Below are 23,664 nucleotides of genomic sequence, written 5' to 3' on the forward strand. Positions count from 1 at the left end.
ATAGCTCAGTTGGTAGAGCACGACCTTGCCAAGGTCGGGGTCGCGAGTTCGAGTCTCGTTTCCCGCTCCAGTTTTCAAGCAAAACCTCGGCCCACCGGGGTTTTGTTTTTTAGAGGCAACCTGCGATCATCATGGTCGCGATGCACCAAGCAATGGCCAGGTGGCAGAGTGGTCATGCAGCGGACTGCAAATCCGCGTACGCCGGTTCGATTCCGACCTTGGCCTCCATTGCGCAACCGGCTGCCAGCCAGCCCTCGAGACCCGCCGCCGGCGGGTTTTTTTGTGGCCGGGGAATCGCCGCCCGCCCGGAGCCGGGGTGAATAGCCGTGTCCTGACCCGTGCATACCGGGCACCAAGGCGACAAATCGCACTTCAGCCCGGTTTTTTGCGGGTTTTGCCACTCAAACCCGTTGGCGGCATCGCCGAATTCCCCTACATTCAACCTGCCGCAAGGCACACGAACCAATCACCACTTATCCACGAGGGGAAACCCATGGCAAAGACGCAGAAAGCAGCTGCAAAGAGCAAGTCGGCCCCCAAGGCCGCGCCCGCCGCACCGAAGCCGATCAAAGAAGTCCTGAACAAGTCCAGCCTGGTGGCGCACATCACCGAGGCCAGCGGTGTGGTAGCCAAGGACGTGCGCGCGGTGCTCGCGGCGCTGGAAGGCGCGGTTGCCGGCTCGGTGCACAAGAAGGGCGCCGGCTCGTTCCAGCTGCCCGGTCTGCTGAAGATCACCGCGGTCAGCGTGCCGGCCAAGCCGAAGCGCAAGGGCATCAACCCGTTCACCAAGGAAGAACAGTGGTTCGCGGCCAAGCCGGCGTCGACCAAGATCAAGATCCGCCCGCTGAAGAAGCTGAAGGACGCGGCGGCCTGATCCAGCCGGTTTACCCAGCGTCTGTTTCCCGGTGCGGCGGCTCGACCGCCGCACCTTTTTTTGGGCCATGCGCTGCGGGAGATGTCTGGTGCCCGGACCCGGGATCGAACCGGGATACCCGTGAGGGTGAGGGATTTTAAGTCCCTTGCGTCTACCAGTTTCGCCATCCGGGCTGGAGGCCTGCAGCGAACCTGCAGGCGGCGCGCATCGTAGCATGCGCTTCGTCGCCGCTCAGCCTGGGGCGCAGGTCAGAACAGGCTCTTGAAGATGTGGATGCCGGCGCTGTACTCGCCGATGATCGTGCCCACGCTGACCAGGAAGAAGTTGAGCAGGGTGCGCGCCACGCGGTTCTTCCACCAGCCGCTCCAGTGCACGATATCGTCGCGCAGGGTGTCGAAGTCGACCACCCGCGGACGGCGCGCCCAGGCTTCGGCCATCGCGCTGATGCCGCCGGCGGGGATGCCGGGACGGAACGGCTTGATCGGTGCGGCGATGAAGGCGGCGACGATACTGAGCGGATGGCCGCCGGCAGCCAGGGCGCCGAGCGCGGCGAAACCGCCGGTGAACAGCACCCAGGCCAGCAGCGCCTGCGCGCCCAGCGACGCATTGCGGTGGAACGCCCAGGCGATCGCGGCGAATACCAGCAGTACCAGCCCGGCGGCCAACCACTTCGGCCAGCGCGCCTTCGGCGGCGAGACGGCCAGCCTGGCGACCGTACCGGCCGGATCGTCCTGCTGTTCGCGCAGCAGTGCGCACATGCCCTTGAGGTGACCGGCGCCGATCACCACCAGCACGCGGCGGTTTTCCGCGGTGGCCGGGCGGCCGGCTTCCTCGCGCAGGCGCGCGGCCATGAACGCGTCGCGCTCGCCGATCAGGCTGTCGTAGAGCGGTTTCGAGCCGCTGGCGAATTCGCTGAATGCGCTCTCCAGCAGGTCGCCCTGTTTCAGTTTCTCGATCTCGCCCTGTTCGATGTCCTCGCGGTCGAACACGCTGGCCAGCAGGCCGCCGAGCAGGCCGAAGCGCTGCCAGAAACCCACGCTGCGCCAGGCGCGCTTGAGCGTGGTGCCGACCTCGCGGTCGATCAGCCACAACGGCAGCCCGCGCCGTTCGGCGCCGTCCATCGCCGCCTTCATCTCGGCGCCGGGCTGGATGCCGGACTGGTCGGCCAGGCGTTTCTGGAAGGTCGACAGCACCAGGCTGGCGGCGACCATGCCGGCCTTGCCCTGGCGGATCACCTTGAACAGGTCCATCTGCCTGAATGCTTCCGGGTCGCGCATGCTCTGCGCGCGGCTGTCGCACAGCTCCACCGCCACCGCATCGAAGTGCTCGTGATCCAGCAATGCCTCGACCGCCTCCATGCTGCTGCGCGAGACGTGCGCCGTGCCCAGCACCACGTATTCCACGCCGTCGCGCTGCACGCGCTCGATCGGCTGGCCCTGCAGGGCGGGGGGCAGGGGCAGGACGGGTTCGGGAACACTCATGCGCGGGGCGTGCCGGTCACGGGGAAAGTCCAAGCATGGGGACGCATTCCGCGCGAAGCAAGTGAAGAGTGCGGCCAGGGATGGCCGCCCGTGTGATCTTCGCGATCAGGGATGATCGCATTAATCCCGAAAGCGCTTGAGCAGGTCGGCGTAGGCGTCGATGCGGCGGTCGCGCAGGAACGGCCAGATCCGCCGCACGTGCTCGCTGCGCGCCAGGTCGACCTCGGCCAGCAGCAGTTCGCGCGCGCCGGTGCCGGCCTGGGCCAGGAACTCGCCCTGCGGACCGGCCACGAAGCTGGTGCCCCAGAATTGGATGCCGGCGCCGACGCCCGAGGGGTCGGCTTCGAAGCCGGTGCGGTTGCACGACAGCAGCGGCAGGCCGTTGGCCACCGCGTGGCCGCGCTGCACGGTGATCCACGCGTCGCGCTGGCGGTCCTTCTCGGCCTGCGCATCGTTCGGATCCCAGCCGATCGCGGTGGGGTAGAGCAGCAGTTCGGCGCCGGCCAGCGCCATCAGGCGCGCCGCTTCCGGGTACCACTGGTCCCAGCACACCAGCACGCCGAGGCGGCCGACCGAGGTGTCGATCGGCTCGAAGCCGAGGTCGCCCGGGGTGAAGTAGAACTTCTCGTAGAACGCCGGATCGTCCGGGATGTGCATCTTGCGGTAGGTGCCGGCGATCGCCGCCGAGCGGTCGAACACCACCGCGGTGTTGTGGTACAGCCCGGCGGCGCGGCGCTCGAACAGCGAGGCGACCACCACCAGCTTCAGCTCCTCGGCCAGCTTGCCGATGCGCGCGGTACCCGGGCCGGGGATGCTCTCGGCCTGGTCGAAGATCTCCACCGACTCGTGCTGGCAGAAGTACGGGCCGTTGTGCAGCTCCTGCAGCAGCACCAGTTCGGCGCCGGCCGCGGCGGCCTCGCGCAGGCCGGCTTCGACGGCGTCCAGGTTGGCGTCGCGGCTGCCGCGGTCGGTTTCCTGCAGCAGCGCCACCTTGAGGGTCTTGCGGGTCATCGGCGTGAATCCTCGGCGTGTCGCCAGGCGTAACGGACCGTGCAGTTTAGCCGATGCGGCTCAGGCCAGCCCGGCCGGCAGCTGCATGGTGATGCAGTGCAGGCTGCCGTTCTGCCAGATCAGCGGGCGGCACGGCACCTGCACGATTTCGCGGCCCGGATGGGCCGTGCCGATGATGCGCGCAGCCTCGGCGTCGGCCGGGTCGCCGTAGGCCGGCACCAGCACGGCGCCATTGACGATGAGGTAATTCGCGTAGGACGCGGCCAGGCGGCGGCCTTCGTCGATGATGGGTTTGGCCCACGGCAGCGGATACAGCTGGTACGGGCGGCCATCGACGGTGCGCAACGCGGCCAGCTCGGCGGCCATGCGCTGCAGTTCGTCGTGGTGCGGGTCGCCGGCGTCGTCGCAGGCCTGGAACACGATGCGATCGCCGGGCGCGAAGCGGGCGAGGGTGTCGATGTGTGCGTCGGTGTCGTCGCCTTCGAGGTAGCCGTAGTCCAGCCACAGCACGCGCTTGGCGTGCAGGCTGTCGCGCAGGATTGCGCTCATCTCCTCGCGCGACTGTTCCGGATGCCGCTGTACCAGGCAGCGCCAGGTGGTGAGTACGGTACCGTTGCCGTCGCTCTCGATGCCGCCGCCTTCCAGCGCCCAGTCGATGCGCTTGTGCGCGGCCTGGCCGAACACGCCGGCGTCGACCAGACCGGCGACCAGGGCGTCGTCCTGCTCGGCGCCGAACTTGCCGCCCCAGCCGGTGAAGCGGAAATCGGTGAGCTGGAAATATTGCCGGGAATCGGCGGCGGTGCCCTTCAGCGTGACCGGGCCGGAGTCGCGCAGCCAGGTGTCGTCGTAGGGCAGCTCGACAAAGCGGATTTTCGAGAGATCCACGCCCGCGCCACGCAGTTGCGATTGCACATGCGCGCGCAGCGCGGCGTCCGCGACCACGACGATCAGCGGCTGGAAACGCGTCGCCGCAGCGGCCAGCGCCACGTAGGTGGTTTCCACCGATGCCAGCCGCCCGGCCCAGTCCGTGCCGGCGTGCGGCCAGGCGATCAGCACCGCGGCCTGCGGTTCCCATTCCGCCGGCAGGCGCAAGGAGTGGTCGGTCATACGGGAATTCTCATGTGTTTAGTGCGGCGCGTGAGTTGGCACCGGGTCACACATTTTAAGCGATAGCGCGACGACAAAACGGCAGGACTGCCGTTTTGCACGCCCGCAGGGCGCCCGTCAGGGTGGCGCACATGGATGTGCGCCATGAAAACGCGGCCCGCGTCGCCGCGGGCCGCGTCAGTCGGGGCGCAGGCTCAGTTGGCGTCCGCCGGATGGGTGTTGTTGCCGGCCGGCGTGTTGAGCACCGAGTGGATCACGTGGTTGTGCTCGAAATACACGATGAAGTTCGAGTATTCCCAGCGGTTGATCTGCGGGTGCTTCTTCGTGTCGCCGCCGCGCGGCGACAGCTTGCGCTGCGGCGCACCCCAGGTCTTCTCGACCTGGGCCATGCTCAGCCCGCGTTTGGGCAGGTTCATGTCCTTTTCCTGCTGCACGCGATGGACCAGCAGGCTGTCGCCGTGCTGCGTCCGCGACTGCGTTGCATCGGCCAGTTGCGGCGTGGCCAGGCCGGCAGCGGCAGCCAGCGCGACGATCAACGGCAAACGGCTAGTGAACTTGACCATGGCTCCCCTCTCCATACAAGGCTGTATGCGGCGTCGTTGTAGCAGAACCGCCGGTATGGCGCCATGCCGGCTGGCGTCGATTGCGATGGGTTCGGCATTCGGGCCGGGCACGAGGCGGACGGCTGTCCCGCCGAGAATAGCCTCATCGCCGCTATCATGGGCGGCTGCGGGCGACGACCCGCCCGCTTCCGATCCAGGCTTTCCATGATTTCCTTCCGACATTTCGCCTTGCGCCGCGGCAGCCGGTTGCTGCTTTCCGACATCGACCTGGTGATCCAGGGTGGCTGGCGGCTGGGCGTGATCGGCCGCAACGGCTGCGGCAAGTCCAGCCTGTTCGCCGCGCTGCAGGGCACGCTGGAGGGCGATGCCGGCGAGCTGGAAATGTCGGGCAAGCTGCGGCTGGCCTCGGTGGCGCAGGAAACCCCGGCGCTGCCGGACGCGGCGATCGACTACGTGCTGGGCGGCGACGAGGAACTGGCTGCAGCGATCCGCGACGAGGCCGAGGCCGGCGAGCGCGGCGACATGGAGGCGATGGCGAAGGCGCACCACCGCATCGAGGAACTGAACGGCTACGACGGCCGCGCCCGCGCCGGCCGCCTGCTGCACGGACTGGGCTTTCCGCCGGAAACGCACGAGCGCGCGGTACAGGAGTTCTCCGGCGGCTGGCGCGGGCGACTGAACCTGGCGCGCGCGCTGATGTGCCCGTCCGACCTGCTGCTGCTCGACGAGCCCACCAACCACCTCGACCTCGATGCCGTGCTGTGGCTGGAGGAATGGCTGCGCCGCTACCAGGGCACCTTGCTGATCATCTCGCACGACCGCGAGTTCCTCGACGGCGTGATCACCCACACGCTGCATCTCAACGACGGCAAGGCCAAGCTGTATACCGGCAACTACAGCGCGTTCGAGCGCCTGCGCGCCGAGCAGCTGCGCCAGCAGCAGATCTCGCACGAGCGCGAGCAGGCCGAGCGGGCGCACCTGCAGTCCTTCGTCGACCGCTTCAAGGCCAAGGCCAGCAAGGCCAAGCAGGCACAATCGCGGATGAAGCGGCTGGAGAAGCTGGCCGGCACCGAGGCGGTGCGCGCCGAACGGCCCTTCAGCTTCCAGTTCCCCGCGCCCGGCCGCTTGCCCGATTCGATGCTGCAATTGGAGGGCATCACCGCCGGCTACCTGGCCGATCCTTCCACGCACGGCAACGAGGTGGCGAACATCGTGCTGGCCGACGTGCGTTTCAGCATCGAGGCGGGCGAACGGATCGGCCTGCTCGGCCCGAACGGCGCGGGCAAGTCCACCCTGGTGAAGACCCTGGTCGGCGAGCTGGAGCCGTTCGGCGGCGAGCGCAAGGTGCACAAGGACCTGAAGGTCGGCTACTTCGCCCAGCACACGGTGGAAAGCCTGCGCGAAGGCGCCAGTCCACTCGATCACCTGCTGGACAAGGCACCGGGCGTGGCCACCCAGGTCATGCGCGATTTCCTCGGCACCTGGAATTTCGCCGGCGACCGCGCGTTCGAATCGGTCGATGGCTTCTCCGGCGGCGAGCGCGCGCGTTTGGCGCTGGCGCTGATCGCGTGGGACAAGCCGAACCTGCTGCTGCTCGACGAACCGACCAACCACCTCGACCTGGACATGCGCGAGGCGCTGGCCGATGCGCTGGCCGACTTCGACGGCGCGCTGGTGCTGGTCTCGCACGACCGCCACCTGCTCGGCATGGTCTGCGACAGCTTCTGGCGCGTCGCCGACGGTGAGGTGGCGACATTCGACGGTGACCTGGACGACTACGCGCGCTGGCTGAAGACGCGCACCAGCGCAGCGAAGAAGAGCGCAAAAAAAATTGAAGAGTGCGGGCAGGGAAGCCCGCTTTTTGATTCCCGCGCGCAGGACGCGCGCACAAGTGCGGCCCGCCGCCAAGCCGCCGCCCAGCGCGAGAACGAGAAGGCCGCGCGCCAGCGGGTGAAGAAGATCGAGACCCGCACCGCCACCATCGACACCGAACTGGCGACGCTGGAAGCGCAACTGGCCGACCCGGCCACCTACAACGGTCCGACCAGCGAGATGATGCGGCTGGGCCAGCGCCAGACCGAGCTGCGCCACGAGAAGGAAGCGCTGGAAACCGAGTGGCTGGTACTGGTCGAACAACTGGAAGCCTGAGACATGTCCAAGCCGGAGCGATCGCTGCAACTGTGGCTGCCCGCACTCGCGCACGTCGAGCCGGGCCATCCGTTGCGTGAATGGTTGCCACGGGCCGATCGACTGCCGGACGGCGGCGTCGGCTACCTGGGCGGCCTGGGCGAGCATTTCCCGGGCGTCGACACGGGCGTACCCGCGGCGGCGATCACCCGCGAATTCCTCGCCGGCGATGCGGGCGACGACACATGGTTGTCGGCCGACCCGGCCTGGGTGCAGCCAGACATGAACGGCGTGCGCCTGCTCGCCTGCGGCCGGATGAACCTGGACATGGACGAAGCGCAGGCATTGGCCGAGCCGCTGCGGCCGGTGTTCGGCGAGGCCGGCATGCAACTGGAGCTTTCCACGCCGGATCACTGGCACCTGCGCCTGCCGGCCGATACGCCGTTGCCCGGTTTCGCCGCACCCGAGCAGGCGCTAGGCGAGGATCTGGCGCAACACCTGCCGCAAGGCCCGGAGGGGCGCCGCTGGCGGGTGCTGCTCAACGACATCCAGGTGCTGCTGCACCAGCATCCGCTGAATGCCCGGCGGCAGGCGCGCGGACAGTCGCCGGTCAACAGCCTGTGGCTGTGGGGCGGCGGACGTCTGCCGCCGTCGTCGGCCAGCGAGCTGGCGGACGTGGTCAGCGATGACCTGCTGTTGCGCGCGCTGGCCGCCCGTGCCGGCCTTGCGTGGCAGGCGCGCACGCCCGATGCGATCGCCGCTGCCGCGGCTGGCAGGCTGATCGACCTGCAGGACCTACCGGCGGGCGAACTGGCCTCGCGCTGGTGGCCGGCGCTGCAGCCGCTGCTCGAACGCCGTGCCGTCGTGCTGCATTTCGCCAGCGGCGAACGCTGGTGGCACAAGCCACGGCACCGCTGGCGCTTCTGGCGCGGGGCCGGGCGTTGAGCGTGCTGCAGCTGCGCCGGCGCGAAAGCAAGGGCGCGCCGCGTGGATGGCCGGATTCGGTGCACCCGGTGCTGCAGCAGATTTACGCCGCACGCGGCGTGCTGGAACCCGGCCAGGCCGAACACCGGCTGGCACGGATGCTGTCGCCGCAGTTGCTGGGCGGCATGGCGCCGGCGGTCGATCTGCTGGCCGAGGCGATCCGCGACGACTGGGCCATCCTGATCGCCGGCGACTACGACTGCGACGGCGCCACCGGCACCGCCGTGGCGGTGCGCGGGCTGCGTCTGCTCGGCGCAAGGCGGGTCAGCTACGCCATCCCGAACCGCTTCGCGCACGGCTACGGCCTCAGCCCGGCCTTTGTCGCATCGCTGCAGCCCACGCCGCAGCTGATCGTCACCGTCGACAACGGCGTGGCCAGCATCGCCGGCGTGGCGGCGGCGAAGGCGCGCGGCATCCGGGTCATCGTCACCGACCATCACCTGCCCGGCGAGCAACTGCCGGCCTGCGACGCGCTCGTGAACCCCAATGTGAGTCTTGAGAAGTGCGGGCAGGGAAGCCCGCCTCTTGACTCTCGCGTGCAGGACGCACGCATGAAAAACCTGGCCGGCGTGGGCGTGATGTTCTACCTGTTGCTGGCGTTGCGTGCGAGGATGCGGGAGAGCGGCTGGTTCGTCCAGGCCGGAGAACACACGAAGGGGCGTGCACTTGTCGACACGGGCGATCAGGATGATCGCAAAAGTGCAGTTCCCGATCTTTCCGGCTTGCTCGACCTGGTCGCGCTGGGCACGGTGGCCGACCTGGTGCCGCTGGATTTCAACAACCGCGTGCTGGTCGAGGCCGGCCTGCAGCGCATGCGCAGCGGCCGCGCCTGCGCCGGCATCGCCGCGCTGGTCGAGGCCGGCAAGCGCAGCCTGGCCACGCTCTGTTCCACCGACCTGGCTTTTGCCGTGGGGCCGCGGCTGAATGCGGCGGGACGGCTGGAGGACATGCGCCTGGGCGTGGAATGCCTGCTCACCGACGACGTGGCGCAGGCGCGCCGCCATGCCGAACAGCTCGACGCGATCAACCGCGAGCGGCGCGACCTGCAGGCGTCGATGGTGGCCGAGGCGGAAGTGTTGGCGGCGGGCCTGGCCCACACCGACGCGGTCGGCGTGGTGTTGTACGAACCCTCGTGGCATGCCGGCGTGGTCGGCCTGGTCGCCGCCAAGCTGAAGGAACGCCTGCACCGCCCGGTGATCGCGTTTGCGCCGGCTTCTCTTGAAGAGTGCGGCGATGGATCGCCGCTTCTTGATCTTCGCGCTCAGGATGCGCGCACAGGCCACGCCCACCTGCGCGGCTCCGCACGCTCGATCCCCGGCTTCCACATCCGCGACGCGCTGGCCGCGATCGACGCGCGCCAGCCCGGCCTGATCGAACGCTTCGGCGGCCACGCGATGGCCGCGGGGCTGAGCCTGAAGACCGGCGACTACCCGCGCTTCGCCGCCGCCTTCGACGCGATCGCCCGCGAGCTGATCGAGCCCGAACGCCTGCAGGCGGTGCTGTACACCGACGGCGAACTGCCGCCCGGCGCCGCCACGCTGGCGCTGGCCCGGCAATTGCGCGCAGCCGGGCCATGGGGTCAGGCCTTCCCCGAGCCGCTGTTCGACAACCTGTTCGAGTGCGCCGGCTGGAAGGTGATGGGCGAGAATCACCTGCGCCTGCAGCTGCGCGATCCGCGCGACGGCGCCTTGCACGATGCGGTGATGTTCAACGCGTACCATGGCCAACCACCGCCACCACGGCTGCGCGCGGCCTACGAGCTGACCATCAACGACTGGCAAGGCCGCGAAAGCCCGCGCCTGCTGCTGCGGTACATCGAGCCGGCCTGAACCCATACCGCGGCTCCTACCGCGTTTTCACGCATGGGAGTCCACACTGGCGATCCCCACCCGTGGAGAACGCCCGTGATCGCACAGATCGAAGGATTGCCGCCCGGCACGCTGGGCTTCCGCGCCCACGCCCAAGTCACGGCGGCGGATTACGAGAACACCATCGTGCCGGAGGTCGAGGCGGCGTTCACGCTCAACCGCAAGCTGCGCCTGCTTTACGTCACCGCCGACGACTTCACCGGCTTCGACCCCGGCGCGATGTGGGACGACGCCAAGCTGGGCATGCGCCACTTCAGCGGCTGGGACCGCGTCGCGCTGGTCACCGACGTGCCCTGGTTGCGCGGCACGGCGATCGCTTTCGGCTTCGCCATTCCGGCCCAGTTCCGCCTGTTCCACGGTGCGGAGATCGAGGAAGCCACCCGCTGGATTGTCGCTCCGGCTGACGATCGATGAAACGGCCACTTGCCAAGCACGGGGGAATCTGTTCAAGTTGAACCCATGCATCCTGTCGCCGCCAGCCGCTTGAACCTCACCGCGCTTCCTGCGCGCTGCTTCGTGCTGGCCGGCAACAACAATAATCGCGCGAACAATAACGCCAACCGTTGGCGGGCCCGCGCGTAGCTGCAAGTTTCCATCGAATACGCGACGAAGGCCCGCCCAGTGCGGGCCTTCGTCGTTTTGGCGTGTGTGATTTTTGCGCGAATCCATTCGCGCAAAAGCAAACCCGACCATCCACGGTCGACTTTTCAACAAGAGCTGTACCCATCAGAGGCCTTCATCATGTGTTCGATCTTCGGAATGTTCGACCTGCAGCCGGGCGACGACCTGGCGGCGCTGCGCCGGCAGGCGCTGGAGCTGTCGCAGCGCCAGCGCCATCGCGGGCCGGACTGGAGCGGGGTGTTCGTCGACGCCGGGGTGATCCTGGTGCACGAACGCCTGGCCATCGTCGACCCGGCCAGCGGCGCGCAGCCGCTGCGTTCGCGCGACGGTGCGCTGGCGCTGGCGGTGAACGGCGAGATCTACAACCACCGCGAATTGCGCGCGGCCAGCAGCTACGACTTCACCACCGGCTCGGACTGCGAGGTGATCAACGCGCTGTATCGCGAGCAGGGCAGCTATTTCGTGGGCAGACTCAACGGCATCTTCGCGTTCGCGCTGTGGGACGGCGAAGCGCAGCGCTACCTGATCGCGCGCGACCCGATCGGCGTGTGTCCGCTGTACTGGGGCCACGATGCGCAGGGCCGCTTGTGCGTGGCCTCGGAGATGAAGGCGCTGGTCGGCATGTGCGCCGACGTGGCAGCGTTCCCGCCCGGTCACGTCTATGACAGCGCCAGTGGCGAACTGCGCAGCTACTACGCCAAGCCATGGCGCGACTACGCCGCCACGCGCGGCCATGACGTGGCGGCACCGGCCTTGCGCAAGGCCTTCGAGCAGGCCGTGCATCGCCAGCTGATGACCGACGTGCCCTACGGCGTGCTGCTGTCCGGCGGGCTGGATTCCTCGCTGGTCGCCGCCTGCGCCGCGCAGTTCGCGCGCGAAAGAGTCGAGGACGACGACCGCAGCGAGGCCTGGTGGCCGCGGCTGCATTCGTTCGCCATCGGGCTGGAGGGCTCGCCCGACCTGGCCGCTGCGCAGGTTGCCGCCGATGCGCTGGGCACCGTGCACCACGGCTTCGTCTACACGTTCTGGGAAGGCCTGGACGCGCTGCCCGAGGTGATCCGCCACATCGAGACCTACGACGTCACCACCATCCGCGCCGCCACGCCGATGTACCTGCTGGCGCGGCGGATCAAGGCGATGGGGGTGAAGATGGTGCTGTCGGGCGAGGGTTCGGACGAGATCTTCGGCGGCTACCTGTATTTCCACAAGGCGCCCTCGGCCGAGGCGTTCCACGAGGAGACCGTGCGCAAGCTCGATGCGCTGCACAGCTACGACTGCCTGCGCGCGAACAAGGCGATGATGGCGTGGGGCGTGGAGGCGCGCGTGCCGTTCCTCGACCTGGAGTTCATCGACGTGGCGATGGGCCTGGACGCCGCGCGCAAGATGGCGGGGCAGGGGCGGATCGAGAAGGCGGTGTTGCGCGAGGCGTTCGACGGCGCGTTGCCGGATGCGATCCTGTGGCGGCAGAAGGAGCAGTTCAGCGACGGCGTCGGCTACGGCTGGATCGATGGGCTGAAGGCGCACGCGGAGCAGGCGGTCAGCGACCGCGAGTTCGCCGCGGCGGCGGCGCGCTACCCGTTCAATACGCCGGCGACCAAGGAGGCGTACTTCTACCGCCGCATCTTCGAGCAGCATTTCCCCGGCGAAGCCTGCGCCGCGACCGTGCCGGGCGGCAAGTCGATCGCCTGCTCCTCGCCTGCCGCGCTGGCGTGGGATCCCGCGTTCGCCAACGCGGCCGATCCGTCCGGACGGGCGGTCAAGGGGGTGCATCAGCAAGCACTGGCCTGAATGGCGGCTCACGGTGCCGTGTATGCACGGTGGCGCTTTGCTATGATTCCCGGTTCATCCAGCGCCCGCCCGGGCGCCACCGACCACGGCCCCCACATGATCGAGACCAATCCCATCCATGCGCAGATCGCGGACCTGAAGAGCCGCGTCGAGTCGCTTAGGGGGTATCTTTGACTACGCCACGAAAAGCGAGCGCCTGGAAGAAGTAACCCGCGAACTGGAAAGCCCCACCGTGTGGGACGACCCGGCGCGCGCGCAGGAACTGGGCCGCGAACGCGCCCGCCTGCACACCATCGTTCATGGCATCGACACGCTGACCGCCGGCCTGAATGACGCCGGCGACCTGCTGGAGATGGCGATCGCCGACAGCGACGACGAGACCGCGCAATCGGTGACCGCCGACCTGGCCAAGCTCGAGGCCCAGGTCGGCAAGCTGGAGTTCCAGCGCATGTTCTCCGGCAAGATGGATGCGATGAACGCGTTCGTCGACATCCAGGCCGGCGCCGGCGGCACCGAGGCGCAGGACTGGGCCGAGATGCTGCTGCGCATGTACCTGCGCTGGGCCGAATCGCGCGGCTGGAAGGTCGAGCTGATGGAAGTCAGCGGCGGCGACGTGGCGGGCATCAAGTCCGCCACGTTCCGCGTCGAGGGCGACTACGCCTACGGCTGGCTGAAGACCGAGATCGGCGTGCACCGGCTGGTGCGCAAGAGCCCGTTCGATTCGGACAACCGCCGCCACACCAGCTTCACCAGCGTGTTCGTCTCGCCCGAGGTGGACGACGACATCGACATCGAGATCAACCCGGCCGACCTGAAGACCGACGTGTACCGCTCCTCCGGCGCCGGTGGCCAGCACGTCAACAAGACCGAGTCGGCGGTGCGCATCACGCACATCCCCACCAACACGGTGGTGGCCTGCCAGACCGAGCGCAGCCAGCACGCGAACCGCGACCGCGCGATGAAGATGCTGGCCGCCAAGCTGTACGAGCTGGAAGTGCAAAAGCGCAATGCCGAGAAGGATGCGCTGGAAGCGACCAAGTCCGACATCGGCTGGGGCAGCCAGATCCGCAACTACGTGCTGGACCAGAGCCGCATCAAGGACCTGCGTACCGGCGTCGAGCGTTCGGACACGCAGAAGGTGCTGGACGGCGACCTCGACGAGTTCATCGAGGCCAGCCTGAAATCCGGCCTGGACGCGGGTGCCAAACGCATCGACGCGTGAGTTCCGATCACTGAAGAGGTGGCCAACATGAACGGCAAGAAGATCTGCACCATCCTGTTTGCCTGCACCGCGCTGGCCGCGTTCGGCGCGGCAGCGCAATCGCAGCAAGGCGGCGCCGGCCAGGGCATCAAGCAGGACGCCAAGGCCGTCGGCCACGGCGTCGCCGATGGCGCCCGCGACGTCGGCCACGCGACCAAGCACGTCGCCAAGAAGGTCGGCCACGGCGCAAAGGAAGCCGGCACCGGCATCGGGCACGGCGCAAAGAAGGCCGGCATCGCCGTCGGCCACGGCGCGCGCGAGGGCTGGGATGCGACCAAGCACGCGGTCAAGAAGGTGTTCAACAAGGGCGATTGAACGTCCGCGGAAACACCACCTCCCCGATCCACCACCACCGACACATCCACGAGACAGTCGCTGCCGGCCGCACGCTGGCAGCCGCGGAACCATCCATGAGCGAAACCACCGATACCCAGCCCGTCGACGAGAACAAGCCGGACGTCAATCGACTTGTCGCCGAGCGCCGCGAGAAACTCAGGGCGCTGCGCGGGCAGGGCATCGCGTTTCCCAACGATTTCAAGGTCGACAGCTTCGCCGGCGACCTGCAGGCCGAGTTCGCCGACAAGGACCTGCACCCGGCCGAGGCGATCGAAGCGCTGGCCCGCCGGGTGAAGGTGGCCGGGCGCATCGTGCTCAGGCGCGTGCAGGGCAAGGTCAGCTTCGTGCAGGTCCAGGACATGACGGGCCGCATCCAGCTGTTCATCCACCAGGGCACGGTGGGCGAGGCGGCCTACGAAGCGTTCAAGGGCTGGGACGCGGGCGACATCGTGGGCGCCGAAGGCCAGCTGATGCGCACCAAGACCGGCGAGCTGTCGGTGAAGGTGTCCACCTTGCGCCTGCTGACCAAGAGCCTGCGCCCGCTGCCGGACAAGTTCCACGGCCTGGCCGACGTGGAGCAGCGCTACCGCCAGCGCTACGTCGACCTGATCGTCACCCAGGAGGCCCGCGACACCTTCCAGAAACGCTCGCGCATCATCGGCTTCATCCGCCAGTGGCTGGAAGCCGAGCCGCGCCGCTTCATGGAAGTGGAGACGCCGATGATGCACGTGATCCCCGGCGGCGCCACGGCCAGGCCCTTCATTACCCATCACAACGCGCTGGACATCGACCTGTACCTGCGCGTGGCACCGGAGCTGTACCTGAAGCGCCTGGTGGTGGGCGGCTTCGACCGCGTGTACGAGATCAACCGCAACTTCCGCAACGAGGGTGTGTCGACGCGGCACAACCCCGAGTTCACCATGCTTGAGCTGTACCAGGCCTACGCCACCTACAACGAGATCATGGACCTCACCGAGAACGTGATCCGCGAGACGGCGCAGCGGGTGATCGGCACCACCCAGCTGACTTGGGAGGGCGCCAGCATCGACGTGGGCCCGGCCTTCCGTCGCTGGACCATGGAAGACGCGGTGCTGGAGCACAACCCGGAGATCCGCCGCGAGGAGTTGCGCGATCGCGCGGCGATGGCCGCGCACGCGAAACGCCTGGGCGTGCAGGTCAAGGACGGCTACGGCTGGGGCAAGCTGCTGCTGGAGATCTTCGAAAAGACGGTGGAGCACACCCTGATCCAGCCCACCTTCATCACCCAGCACCCGGTCGAGGTCTCGCCGCTGGCGCGCGAGAACGACACCGACAAGGGCATCACCGACCGCTTCGAGCTGTTCATCAACGGCAAGGAGTTGGCCAACGGATTCTCCGAACTGAACGACCCGGAGGACCAGGCGGCGCGCTTCCAGGCCCAGGTCGACGCGAAGGACGCCGGCGACGACGAGGCGATGCACTTCGATGCCGACTACATCCGCGCGCTGGAGGTGGGCCTGCCGCCCACCGGCGGCCTCGGCATCGGCATCGACCGGCTGGTGATGCTGCTGACCGGCTCGGCCTCGATCCGCGACGTGCTGCTGTTTCCCTACATGCGCCCGGAGGCCTGAACCATGTGGTACGCGATCATCGGCACCGACAACTCCGACTCGCTGGCGGCGCGCAAGTCCGCGCGACCGGCGCACCTGGCCCGCCTGCAGCAGTTGCAGGACGAAGGCCGCATGCTGCTGGCCGGCCCGTTCCCGGCGATTGACGCGGAGGACCCGGGTCCGGCCGGTTTCAGCGGCAGCCTGATCGTGGCCGAATTCGCCTCGCTGGCCGAGGCACAGGCCTGGGCCGGTGCCGATCCTTACGTCGCCGCCGGCGTCTACCGTGAAACCACGGTCAAGCCGTTCCGCAAAGTGCTGCCGTGAGCGCGCTGCCCGTCATCGAGCAGATCCGCGGGCGCCTGCAGGCCGCGTTCGTGCCGAGCGAGCTGGACGTGCTGGACGAAGGCCACCTGCACGCCGGTCACGCGGGGGAGGGCAAGGGCCACTTTCACGTGCGCATCGTCAGCGCCGCGTTCGCCGGCCAATCGCCGATCAGGCGCCACCGGATGATCTATGCCGCGCTCGACGGGCTGATGGACAACGGCATCCACGCCCTGTCGATCGATGCAAAGTAAAATAGTCATATATAACAATATATTGAAATATATTTCTCAAGTGACGCAGCATGCAGGAATGCATTGCGGCGCCGTCCCGCGTTTGGCACAGTGCCTTGTCGCCCGACCTGCGCGGGCAAGACCGATGACCCATTGATGACCGCATGCGCCTGACCACGATCAAACTCGCCGGTTTCAAGTCCTTCGTGGACCCGACCACCCTGCACCTGCCTAGCAACATGATCGGCGTGGTCGGCCCGAACGGTTGCGGCAAATCCAATATCATCGACGCGATCCGCTGGGTGATGGGCGAGAGCGCGGCGAGCCGCCTGCGCGGCGATTCGCTCACCGACGTGATCTTCTCCGGCTCCAACACGCGCAAGCCGGTGGGGCAGGCCACGGTCGAACTGATCTTCGACAACGCCGACGGCTCCATCCAGGGCGAGTACGGGCAGTACGCCGAGATCTCGGTGAAGCGCCAGGTCACCCGCGACGGCCAGTCCGCCTACTTCCTCAATGGCACGCGCTGCCGCCGGCGCGACATCACCGACCTGTTCCTCGGCACCGGCCTGGGGCCGCGCAGCTACTCGATCATCGAGCAGGGCATGATCAGCCAGATCATCGAGGCGCATCCGGAAGAGCTGCGCACGCACCTGGAAGAGGCTGCAGGCATCTCCAAGTACAAGGAGCGCCGCAAGGAAACCGAGAGCCGCATCAAGGCCACCCGCGAGAACCTCGACCGCGTGCGCGACGTGCGCGACGAGGTGGACAAGCAGCTCGAACACCTGAACCGCCAGGCCCGTGCCGCCGAGCGCTGGAAGGCGCTGAAGGAAGAACAGACGCGCAAGGAGGCCGAGCTGCGCGCCCTGGAATACCGCGGCCTGAAGAGCCAGCACGCGGGCGAGGGCGAGGTCCTCTCCGCCGCCGAGATCGAGATCGAGAAGCAGCTGGCCGGCCAGCGCCAGATCGAGGCGCAACTGGAAAGCGTGCGCGAGCGCCACACCGACGCCAGCGAACACCTGAACGCGGTGCAGGCCGAGGTGTACAAGGTCGGCGCCGAGATCGCCCGGGTCGAGCAGCAGGTCCGCTACAACAGGGAAACCGCCGACCGCCTGCAGCGCGCCCACGGCGAGGCCGAGCGGGAGCATGCCGAACTGGCCGCGCACATCGCCACCGACCGCGAGCAGGTCGAGGCACTGCGCCTGGCGCTGGCCGAAGGCGAGCCGAAACTCGAAGCCCTGCAGCAGCTGCAGGACGACACCGCCGAAGCCCAGCGCAGCACCGAGGCGAAGCTGGCCGACTGGCAGCAGCGCTGGGACAGCCACACCCGCAACGCCGGCGAATCCAACCGCGCGGCCGAGGTGGAACGTACCAAGCTCAACTACCTCGACCGCCAGGCGATCGACCTGTCGCGCCGGCGCGAGGCGCTGGAAGCCGAGCAGAAGGCCACCGACGTGGCCGCGCTGGACGCGGCCGGCCAGCAGCTGATCGACGAGCACGACACCCAGCGCGAGCGCGTGGAAACCCTGGGCAGCCTGCTCGACCAGCACAAGTCCGGCCACGAGAAGGTGCTGGAGGAAGAACGCCAGGTGCAGTCGACGCTGAACGAGGCACGCCAGCAGTTGCAGGCGGCGCGCGGCCGGCACGCCTCGCTGGAAGCGCTGCAGCACGCCGCGCTGGGCCAGGAAGAAAGCGCGGCCAGCGGCTGGCTGGCCCGGCTGGGGCTGGATCGCTCGCGTCGCCTCGGCGAATCGCTGCAGGTCGAAGCCGGCTGGGAAACCGCGGTGGAAACCGCGTTGAGCGGCTTCCTCGACAGCGTGCTGGTGGACGGTTCGCACGCGCTCGCCGCCGAATTCGGCGCGCTCGAGAACGCCGACGTGGCGCTGCTCGACGCCGCCGGCGGCGGCGCCAACACCGCCGGCACGCTGGCCGCCCACGTGCGCGGTCCCGCCGCGGCGCTGGCGATCCTCGGCCACGTGCTCACCGCCGAGTCGCTGGACGAGGCGCACCAGCGCGTGGCCGCGCTGTCCGCGCTGGCGCCGTACCAGTCGGTGATCACCCGCGGCGGCGAATGGCTGGGCCCGGGCTGGGCGCGCGTGCGCCGTGCGCAGGGCAGCCAGGTCGGCGTGCTGGCGCGCGAGCGCGAGCTGCGCCTGCTGGTCGAGCAGGTCGCCGCGCTGGAAGCGCAACTGGAAGAAGCCAGTGGGCGGCTCGACGCGCTGCGTACCAGCAAGTTCGAGGCCGAGCGCGCACGCGACGACGCGCAGCGCGAGCTGTACAACGCGCATCGCCGCCAGTCGGAACTGGCCGGCCAGTTGCAGAGCCACCGCGGCAAGCTGGAAACCGCCCGCGCCCGCGCCGAGAAGGTCAATGGCGAGCTGAACGACCTGGCGGGCCAGCTCGACGAACTGCAGGGCCAGACCCGCGAGGCACGCGCACGGCTGGACGAGTCGGTCGGCCTGATGGGCGACCTGGAAGACCAGCGCCGCGAGCTGGAGAACGAACGCCGCACGCTGCTCGAAGCGCGCGAGGAAGCGCGCATGAATGCGCGCGAGGCCGCCGAGCAGTCACACGCGCTGGCGCTGGCGCTGGAATCGAAGCGTTCCTCGCTGGCTTCGATGGAACAGGCGCTGGGCCGCATGGACGCCCAGCTGCGCCAGATCGAGGCGCGCCGCAACGAGATCACCGAACAGCTCGCCGCCGGCTCCGACCCGATCGCCGAACTCGAGGCGGAACGGCAGACCTATCTCGACCAGCGGCTGCTGGTCGACAGGCAACTGGTCGAGGCGCGCCGCGCGCTGGAGGACTGCGACGTCGAATTCCGCAAGCTCGAACGGCAGCGGCATCTGGCGGAGCAGGGCCTGGCCAGCCTGCGCGAAAGCCTGTCCGAGAAGCGCCTCGCCGCCCAGGCATTGCAGTTGCGCGCCGAACAGCTGGCCGAGGCGATCGCCGCCTCCGGCTTGGCGCTGGAAACCCTGCTGGCCGAACTGGCCGAGGACATCGACGCGAACCAGTGGCGCTCGCAGCTCAACGACATCGGCCAGAAGATCGCAAGGATCGAGCCGGTGAACCTCGCCGCGATCCAGGAACACGCCGAGCAGAGCGAGCGCAAGACCTACCTGGACAACCAGCTGGCCGACCTCACCAATGCGATGGAAACGCTGGAAGGCGCGATCAAGAAGATCGACCGCGAGACCCGCCAGCGCTTCAAGGAAACCTTCGACAAGGTCAACGCCGGCGTGCAGGAACTGTTCCCGCGCCTGTTCGGCGGCGGCCATGCCTACCTGGAACTGACCGGCGACGACCTGCTCAACACCGGCGTGTCGATCATGGCGCGGCCGCCGGGCAAGCGCGTGTCCAACATCACCTTGCTGTCCGGCGGCGAGAAGGCGCTTACCGCGGTGTCGCTGGTGTTCGCCATCTTCAGCCTCAATCCCGCGCCGTTCTGCCTGCTCGACGAGGTGGACGCACCGCTGGACGAGGCCAACGTGGGCCGCTTCTCCAACATGGTGCGCGAGATGAGCGAAAAGGTGCAGTTCGTCTTCATCAGCCACAACAAGGCCACGATGGAAGCGGCCAGCCAGCTGTGCGGCGTGACCATGCGCGAGCCGGGCGTGTCGCGGCTGGTGCAGGTGGACCTGGCCGAAGCGGCTAAACTGGCAGGAGCTGCCTGAGGAGCCCATGATGACGCTGCAACCCGTGACTGCCCTTGCCTGGAACCCCGCCGTCGGCATTCCGCTGCTGATCGTCGGCGTCATCGTGCTGGCGCTGATCTGGTTGTTCGGCCAGCCGAAGAAGGAGCAGGGCAAGCGTCGGGTCGCGCCGGGGCCGCACGCCACCGGCGAGCGCCGCGAACCCACGCTGGGCGGGCCGGACGGCGGACCGGTCGCCGACGGGCCGTTCATCGGCGATATCCAGCCGCAGCAGGGCGAACTGGACGTCGGCTTGCGCGAGGAACTCGAGCGGCTGGGCGCCACGCTCTCCGGCGAACACGCCAGGCCGCCGGCGCCGGCCGCCAGGACCAGGACGCCGCCCAAGCTGGCCGATCACGTCGCCTCGATCATCGATGCCCTGCGCGCACCGAGTTCCGGCGAGCCCGTGCCGCCGAAGGACGCTCCGCCCGTCGCGGAGCCGGCACCGCCGGCCGCTGCGCCGGCGGCCGCCTCGCCGCCGCGCTCCGACCTCGGCCGGCGCCCGCCGCAGCTGCCGGTGGAGCGCATCGTCACACTGTTCGTGGTGGCCCGCGAAGGAGGGCGCTTCAGCGGAGCCGACCTGGTCGTCGCCGCCGAGAAGGCCGGGCTCGAATTCGGCGACATGGGCATCTACCACCGCCTGGTCGACGGCAAGCGCGAGCTGGGGCCGATCTTCAGCGTGGCCAACATGCTCAAGCCCGGCAACTTCGACCTGGCGCGGCTCGACGCACTGCAAACGCCAGGGGTGAGCTTCTTCATGACCCTGCCGGCGCCGCTGCCCGCGCTGGACGCCTGGGACGCCATGCTGCCCACGGCGCAACGCCTGGCCGAGCTTTTGGACGGCCAGGTGCTCGACGAGGAGCGCAATGCGCTGGGCCGCCAGGGCATCGCCCATATCCGCGACCAGTTGCGCGGCTGGGACCGCGACCACGAAGGCAAGGAAATCATCTTCGGGCGGTGACGCCCGGGTCAGCCCGCCGCACGGCGGCGCGGCAATTTCCAGCCCGGCCGGATGAAGTGGCAGGTGTAGCCGCCGGGGTAGCGCTCCAGATAATCCTGGTGCTCCGGCTCGGCCTCCCAGAAATCGCCGGCCGGCGCCACTTCCGTCACCACCTTGCCGGGCCACAGGCCCGAGGCATCCACGTCGGCGATGGTGTCCTCGGCGACGCGTTTCTGCGCTTCCGACGTATGGAAGATCGCCGAGCGGTAGGAACTGCCGCGGTCGTTGCCCTGCCGGTTCGGCGTGGAGGGATCGTGGATCTGGAAGAAGAATTCCAGCAGCGTGCGGTAGCTGATCCGCGCGGGATCGAACAGGATCTCGATCGCCTCGGCATGGCTGCCATGGTGGCGGTAGGTGGCGTTCGGCACGTCGCCGCCGCTGTAACCGACCCGCGTCGAAACGACGCCGTCCTGGCGGCGAATCAGGTCCTGCATGCCCCAGAAGCAGCCACCGGCCAGGATCGCGCGTTCGACGGTCATCGCGTGCCCTCCACCTGATCCAGGTAATCGCCGTAGCCCTCGGCCTCCATGTCGTCGCGGTGCACGAAACGCAGCGAAGCCGAGTTGATGCAGTAGCGCAGCCCCCCGCGATCGGTCGGACCATCGGGAAAGACGTGGCCGAGGTGGCTGTCCCCGTGGACCGAACGCACTTCGGTGCGGATCATGCCGTGCGTGCTGTCGCGCCGTTCGCTGACATTCGCCGGCTCGATCGGCCTGGTGAAGCTCGGCCAGCCGCAACCGGATTCAAACTTGTCCGTCGAGGCGAACAGCGGTTCGCCGGACACCACGTCGACATAGATGCCCGGCTCCCCGTTGTGCAGGTATTCGCCGGTTCCGGGGTATTCCGTGCCGTTCTGCTGGGTCACCCGGTACTGCTCGGGGCTCAAACGCGACAACACATCGGGGTTCCTGGTGTAGCGGGACATGTCGAACCTCCTCCAATTCGTCTCCCATGCGGACCAACATGGCTGTCAGCGCACCCATATCAAGTCCCGGCCCATCCAAGCAGTGACAGAAGAAGAGGGTGACTGAGAGCCTCTCGCGGTCATAGGCCTCGCGGAAAAGACGCGCCTGCTCGCACAGGTCAGCCATCACCACCGCATGTCGCGCTCGCGGTACGTCCGGCCAGCCGGTGCATGAATACCCGGGCGGTTGATCGTCCGGCCAGCCCATTCATCGGACAATGCGCCGAGGTCGCCACAACGCGACAGACGCAGCAGCCGTACGGCAGACCGTGGCACGCGGTGGCGTCCGGTCTCCCATCATTGCCGCACCGTGCGCGGTGAGCCCCCCCGAGGTACGTCGCGCAGGCTTTGCGGCTCAAGGTGCAGCTGTGGCGTACTCAAGGAAATCCGTGGGGGAGACGTACCAGAGGCGCGCGTGACCGCGTTTGTGTGATTTCATTTCTGATCTCTTTAATTTTACATAATATACATTATGCGAAATTAGAAATGATCGTTATCCTTGTCCTCGCGGCGTGTGCCGCGCGGAAATTCAAGGACTTGAAAGACAATGCGCGGATTCTGGAGTAACAAGCACTGGCGTCTGGACGGCGACGCCCTATTGATGCCGAACGGACACCGGCTACCGCTTCGCCACATCGTGCAGTGGCGGCAAGACCTCATCGAAGGTTCGGCCGACCTGACCGGGAAATGGTCAGGTTGGCGGGTGCGGCAACAATGGCTGATACCACCGGGTGGCACGGTCAAGCGCGGCCGCATCGCGCAGCACGTCCTGGCGCACGAAATCCAGACGCACGGCTGGGCAGCGCAAGAAGTCAGCCGCCGGCAACTGGTCCTGTTCTAGCGGATCGGGCGATCCGTGTAGCGCCCGCTACGGCGCACCGGGTCGCCCCCATGCCCAGCTGCGTATACGCCGTCCCGTCAACCACGACCACGACACCACCGACGCAGCGCTGATTGCCTGTCAGAAGCCGACGATCCCACGTCCGGCTGCCGGTCGCGCTCCATCGTGCCTGTCAAAGGCGCTCGTCATTCCCTTTCCCACGGACTCAATTCCTTGACGCGTCAAATAGGAATGAGTAGCATTTGCGAAACCTCAAGGGAATCCACGAATGAAGCGCCTATTGATGTTGGCCGGAGCCGCCCTGCTGGCAGCCGGAACCGCCGCGGCCAGTGACGTGCCGGAATACACGCTGGTCATCAAGGACCATCGCTACCAGCCGAGTGAGCTCAAGATGCCTGCCAATACCAAGGTGCGCATCGTGGTGAACAACCAGGATCCGACGCCCGAGGAATTCGAGAGCACGGATTTCAACCGCGAGAAGCTGGTGCTGCCCAATGGCAGCGCCACAGTTTACGTCGGTCCCCTGCGCGCCGGCACCTACGGTTTCTTCGGCGACTTCCACCAGGATACGGCCCAGGGCCGCCTGATCGTGGAATAGGCGCCAGTCATCGGACCGGTCTGCTCGTCGCCGCCGACACGCCATGGCGCTGATCCGCCTCCTGCCCGCCTTCATCAGTCCCGTAACGCCGCCGCGCCCGGTTTCGCGGCGCAGGCGGCTGCGTGACCCGATTCTCCCCAAGGACTTTCCATGCACGCGAACCGCCCATTTCCCCTCCACTCCCGACGTTTTTTACAGGTGGCTCTCGGCCTTGCCATGCTGGGATGCGTCGGCCTCGTGCACGCAGACGATTTCATCGTCTACTCGCCGCACGTGATTGCCACCCAGACCGAGATCGAACTGCGCGGCTACGGCTTCAGCGACGGCCGTGCGGACATCAACGGCGAGCGGGCGGCCGAGCTTTCGGTCGCGCACGCAGTCACCGGTTGGTGGAAGCCCGAACTC

General features: G+C 67.9%; 21 protein-coding genes, 2 tRNA genes and 1 pseudogene. 17 read left to right on the forward strand and 7 right to left on the reverse strand.

Annotated elements, in window-relative coordinates:
- The first annotated feature begins 154 nt into the window (after window positions 1–154).
- Both RHOFW104R8_RS13075 and RHOFW104R8_RS13080 read left to right on the forward strand, forming a co-directional pair.
- Window positions 155–228: transfer RNA gene (locus RHOFW104R8_RS13075), tRNA-Cys, on the forward strand.
- 265 nt (window positions 229–493) lie between these two features.
- Entirely contained in the window at window positions 494–874 is a 381-nt protein-coding gene (locus RHOFW104R8_RS13080; RefSeq protein ID WP_068095318.1) for an HU family DNA-binding protein, read from the forward strand.
- A gap of 86 nt (window positions 875–960) precedes the next feature.
- Here the strand turns inward: RHOFW104R8_RS13080 and RHOFW104R8_RS13085 are convergent.
- The 5 genes from RHOFW104R8_RS13085 to RHOFW104R8_RS13105 all read right to left on the reverse strand — a co-directional run bounded on the left by RHOFW104R8_RS13085 (window position 961) and on the right by RHOFW104R8_RS13105 (window position 5,036).
- Window positions 961–1,047, reverse strand: a tRNA-Leu gene (locus RHOFW104R8_RS13085).
- Between the two features lie 75 nt (window positions 1,048–1,122).
- Window positions 1,123–2,355, reverse strand: a complete 1,233-nt coding sequence (locus RHOFW104R8_RS13090) for a TraB/GumN family protein (RefSeq protein ID WP_068095316.1) — start codon at window positions 2,353–2,355, stop codon at window positions 1,123–1,125.
- A gap of 120 nt (window positions 2,356–2,475) precedes the next feature.
- Window positions 2,476–3,366 (reverse strand): carbon-nitrogen hydrolase, encoded by an 891-nt coding sequence (locus tag RHOFW104R8_RS13095; RefSeq protein WP_068095314.1) that lies wholly within the window; start codon window positions 3,364–3,366, stop codon window positions 2,476–2,478.
- A gap of 60 nt (window positions 3,367–3,426) precedes the next feature.
- A complete protein-coding gene (locus RHOFW104R8_RS13100; protein WP_068095312.1) occupies window positions 3,427–4,473 on the reverse strand; it encodes an agmatine/peptidylarginine deiminase in 1,047 nt (348 codons plus the stop codon).
- A 194-nt stretch (window positions 4,474–4,667) separates the two neighbouring features.
- Complete coding sequence (locus tag RHOFW104R8_RS13105; protein ID WP_068095310.1) at window positions 4,668–5,036, reverse strand: hypothetical protein; 369 nt, start codon at window positions 5,034–5,036, stop codon at window positions 4,668–4,670.
- 204 nt (window positions 5,037–5,240) lie between these two features.
- Between RHOFW104R8_RS13105 and RHOFW104R8_RS13110 the strand changes: the two genes are divergently transcribed.
- The 12 genes from RHOFW104R8_RS13110 to zipA all read left to right on the forward strand — a co-directional run bounded on the left by RHOFW104R8_RS13110 (window position 5,241) and on the right by zipA (window position 20,817).
- The gene (locus RHOFW104R8_RS13110; RefSeq protein WP_068095308.1) at window positions 5,241–7,184 is read left to right on the forward strand and encodes an ABC-F family ATP-binding cassette domain-containing protein; all 1,944 of its coding nucleotides are present in this window, start codon (window positions 5,241–5,243) and stop codon (window positions 7,182–7,184) included.
- Between the two features lie 3 nt (window positions 7,185–7,187).
- Window positions 7,188–8,108, forward strand: coding sequence for a phosphoglycerate mutase (locus RHOFW104R8_RS13115; protein WP_068095306.1), 921 nt, complete (start codon window positions 7,188–7,190; stop codon window positions 8,106–8,108).
- Window positions 8,057–9,976, forward strand: a complete 1,920-nt coding sequence (recJ, locus tag RHOFW104R8_RS13120; RefSeq protein ID WP_407071446.1) for a single-stranded-DNA-specific exonuclease RecJ — start codon at window positions 8,057–8,059, stop codon at window positions 9,974–9,976. The genes RHOFW104R8_RS13115 and recJ overlap by 52 nt, the downstream gene beginning before the upstream one ends.
- Before the next feature lie 75 nt (window positions 9,977–10,051).
- Entirely contained in the window at window positions 10,052–10,429 is a 378-nt protein-coding gene (locus RHOFW104R8_RS13125; protein ID WP_068095304.1) for an STAS/SEC14 domain-containing protein, read from the forward strand.
- 327 nt (window positions 10,430–10,756) lie between these two features.
- Window positions 10,757–12,424 (forward strand): asparagine synthase B, encoded by a 1,668-nt coding sequence (gene asnB, locus RHOFW104R8_RS13130; RefSeq protein WP_068095302.1) that lies wholly within the window; start codon window positions 10,757–10,759, stop codon window positions 12,422–12,424.
- Between the two features lie 96 nt (window positions 12,425–12,520).
- Window positions 12,521–13,646, forward strand: a protein-coding gene (gene prfB, locus RHOFW104R8_RS13135) for a peptide chain release factor 2 (RefSeq protein ID WP_153021722.1) whose coding sequence is annotated in 2 segments (ribosomal slippage) — window positions 12,521–12,595 and window positions 12,597–13,646 — 1,125 coding nt in all. Because the reading frame shifts where the segments join, the coding sequence is not laid out codon by codon here.
- A 27-nt stretch (window positions 13,647–13,673) separates the two neighbouring features.
- On the forward strand, window positions 13,674–14,000 hold the full coding sequence (locus tag RHOFW104R8_RS13140) for a hypothetical protein (RefSeq protein ID WP_068095300.1): 327 nt from the start codon (window positions 13,674–13,676) through the stop codon (window positions 13,998–14,000).
- A gap of 95 nt (window positions 14,001–14,095) precedes the next feature.
- Window positions 14,096–15,631 (forward strand): lysine--tRNA ligase, encoded by a 1,536-nt coding sequence (lysS, locus tag RHOFW104R8_RS13145; RefSeq protein WP_068095298.1) that lies wholly within the window; start codon window positions 14,096–14,098, stop codon window positions 15,629–15,631.
- A 3-nt stretch (window positions 15,632–15,634) separates the two neighbouring features.
- A complete protein-coding gene (locus RHOFW104R8_RS13150) occupies window positions 15,635–15,934 on the forward strand; it encodes a YciI family protein (RefSeq protein WP_068095295.1) in 300 nt (99 codons plus the stop codon).
- Window positions 15,935–15,939: 5 nt separating this feature from the next.
- Window positions 15,940–16,185 (forward strand): BolA family transcriptional regulator, encoded by a 246-nt coding sequence (locus RHOFW104R8_RS13155; protein WP_068095319.1) that lies wholly within the window; start codon window positions 15,940–15,942, stop codon window positions 16,183–16,185.
- 143 nt (window positions 16,186–16,328) lie between these two features.
- On the forward strand, window positions 16,329–19,838 hold the full coding sequence (smc, locus tag RHOFW104R8_RS13160) for a chromosome segregation protein SMC (protein WP_068095293.1): 3,510 nt from the start codon (window positions 16,329–16,331) through the stop codon (window positions 19,836–19,838).
- A 10-nt stretch (window positions 19,839–19,848) separates the two neighbouring features.
- A complete protein-coding gene (zipA, locus tag RHOFW104R8_RS13165) occupies window positions 19,849–20,817 on the forward strand; it encodes a cell division protein ZipA (RefSeq protein WP_068205446.1) in 969 nt (322 codons plus the stop codon).
- Between the two features lie 8 nt (window positions 20,818–20,825).
- Here the strand turns inward: zipA and msrA are convergent, their stop codons facing one another.
- Window positions 20,826–21,335, reverse strand: coding sequence for a peptide-methionine (S)-S-oxide reductase MsrA (gene msrA / locus RHOFW104R8_RS13170; protein ID WP_068090280.1), 510 nt, complete (start codon window positions 21,333–21,335; stop codon window positions 20,826–20,828).
- On the reverse strand, window positions 21,332–21,781 hold the full coding sequence (gene msrB, locus RHOFW104R8_RS13175; protein WP_068090288.1) for a peptide-methionine (R)-S-oxide reductase MsrB: 450 nt from the start codon (window positions 21,779–21,781) through the stop codon (window positions 21,332–21,334). Before msrB ends, msrA begins: the two co-directional genes overlap by 4 nt.
- 586 nt (window positions 21,782–22,367) lie before the next feature.
- Here msrB and RHOFW104R8_RS13180 point away from each other — a divergent pair.
- The 3 genes and pseudogenes from RHOFW104R8_RS13180 to RHOFW104R8_RS13190 all read left to right on the forward strand — a co-directional run.
- Complete coding sequence (locus RHOFW104R8_RS13180; protein WP_153021629.1) at window positions 22,368–22,661, forward strand: hypothetical protein; 294 nt, start codon at window positions 22,368–22,370, stop codon at window positions 22,659–22,661.
- A 268-nt stretch (window positions 22,662–22,929) separates the two neighbouring features.
- A complete protein-coding gene (locus RHOFW104R8_RS13185; protein ID WP_068090291.1) occupies window positions 22,930–23,259 on the forward strand; it encodes a cupredoxin domain-containing protein in 330 nt (109 codons plus the stop codon).
- Window positions 23,260–23,409: 150 nt separating this feature from the next.
- Window positions 23,410–23,664, forward strand: a pseudogene (locus RHOFW104R8_RS13190) (hypothetical protein); the annotation flags it as partial.

The organism is Rhodanobacter sp. FW104-R8, from assembly GCF_001617365.1.
Classification (GTDB): Bacteria; Pseudomonadota; Gammaproteobacteria; order Xanthomonadales; family Rhodanobacteraceae; genus Rhodanobacter.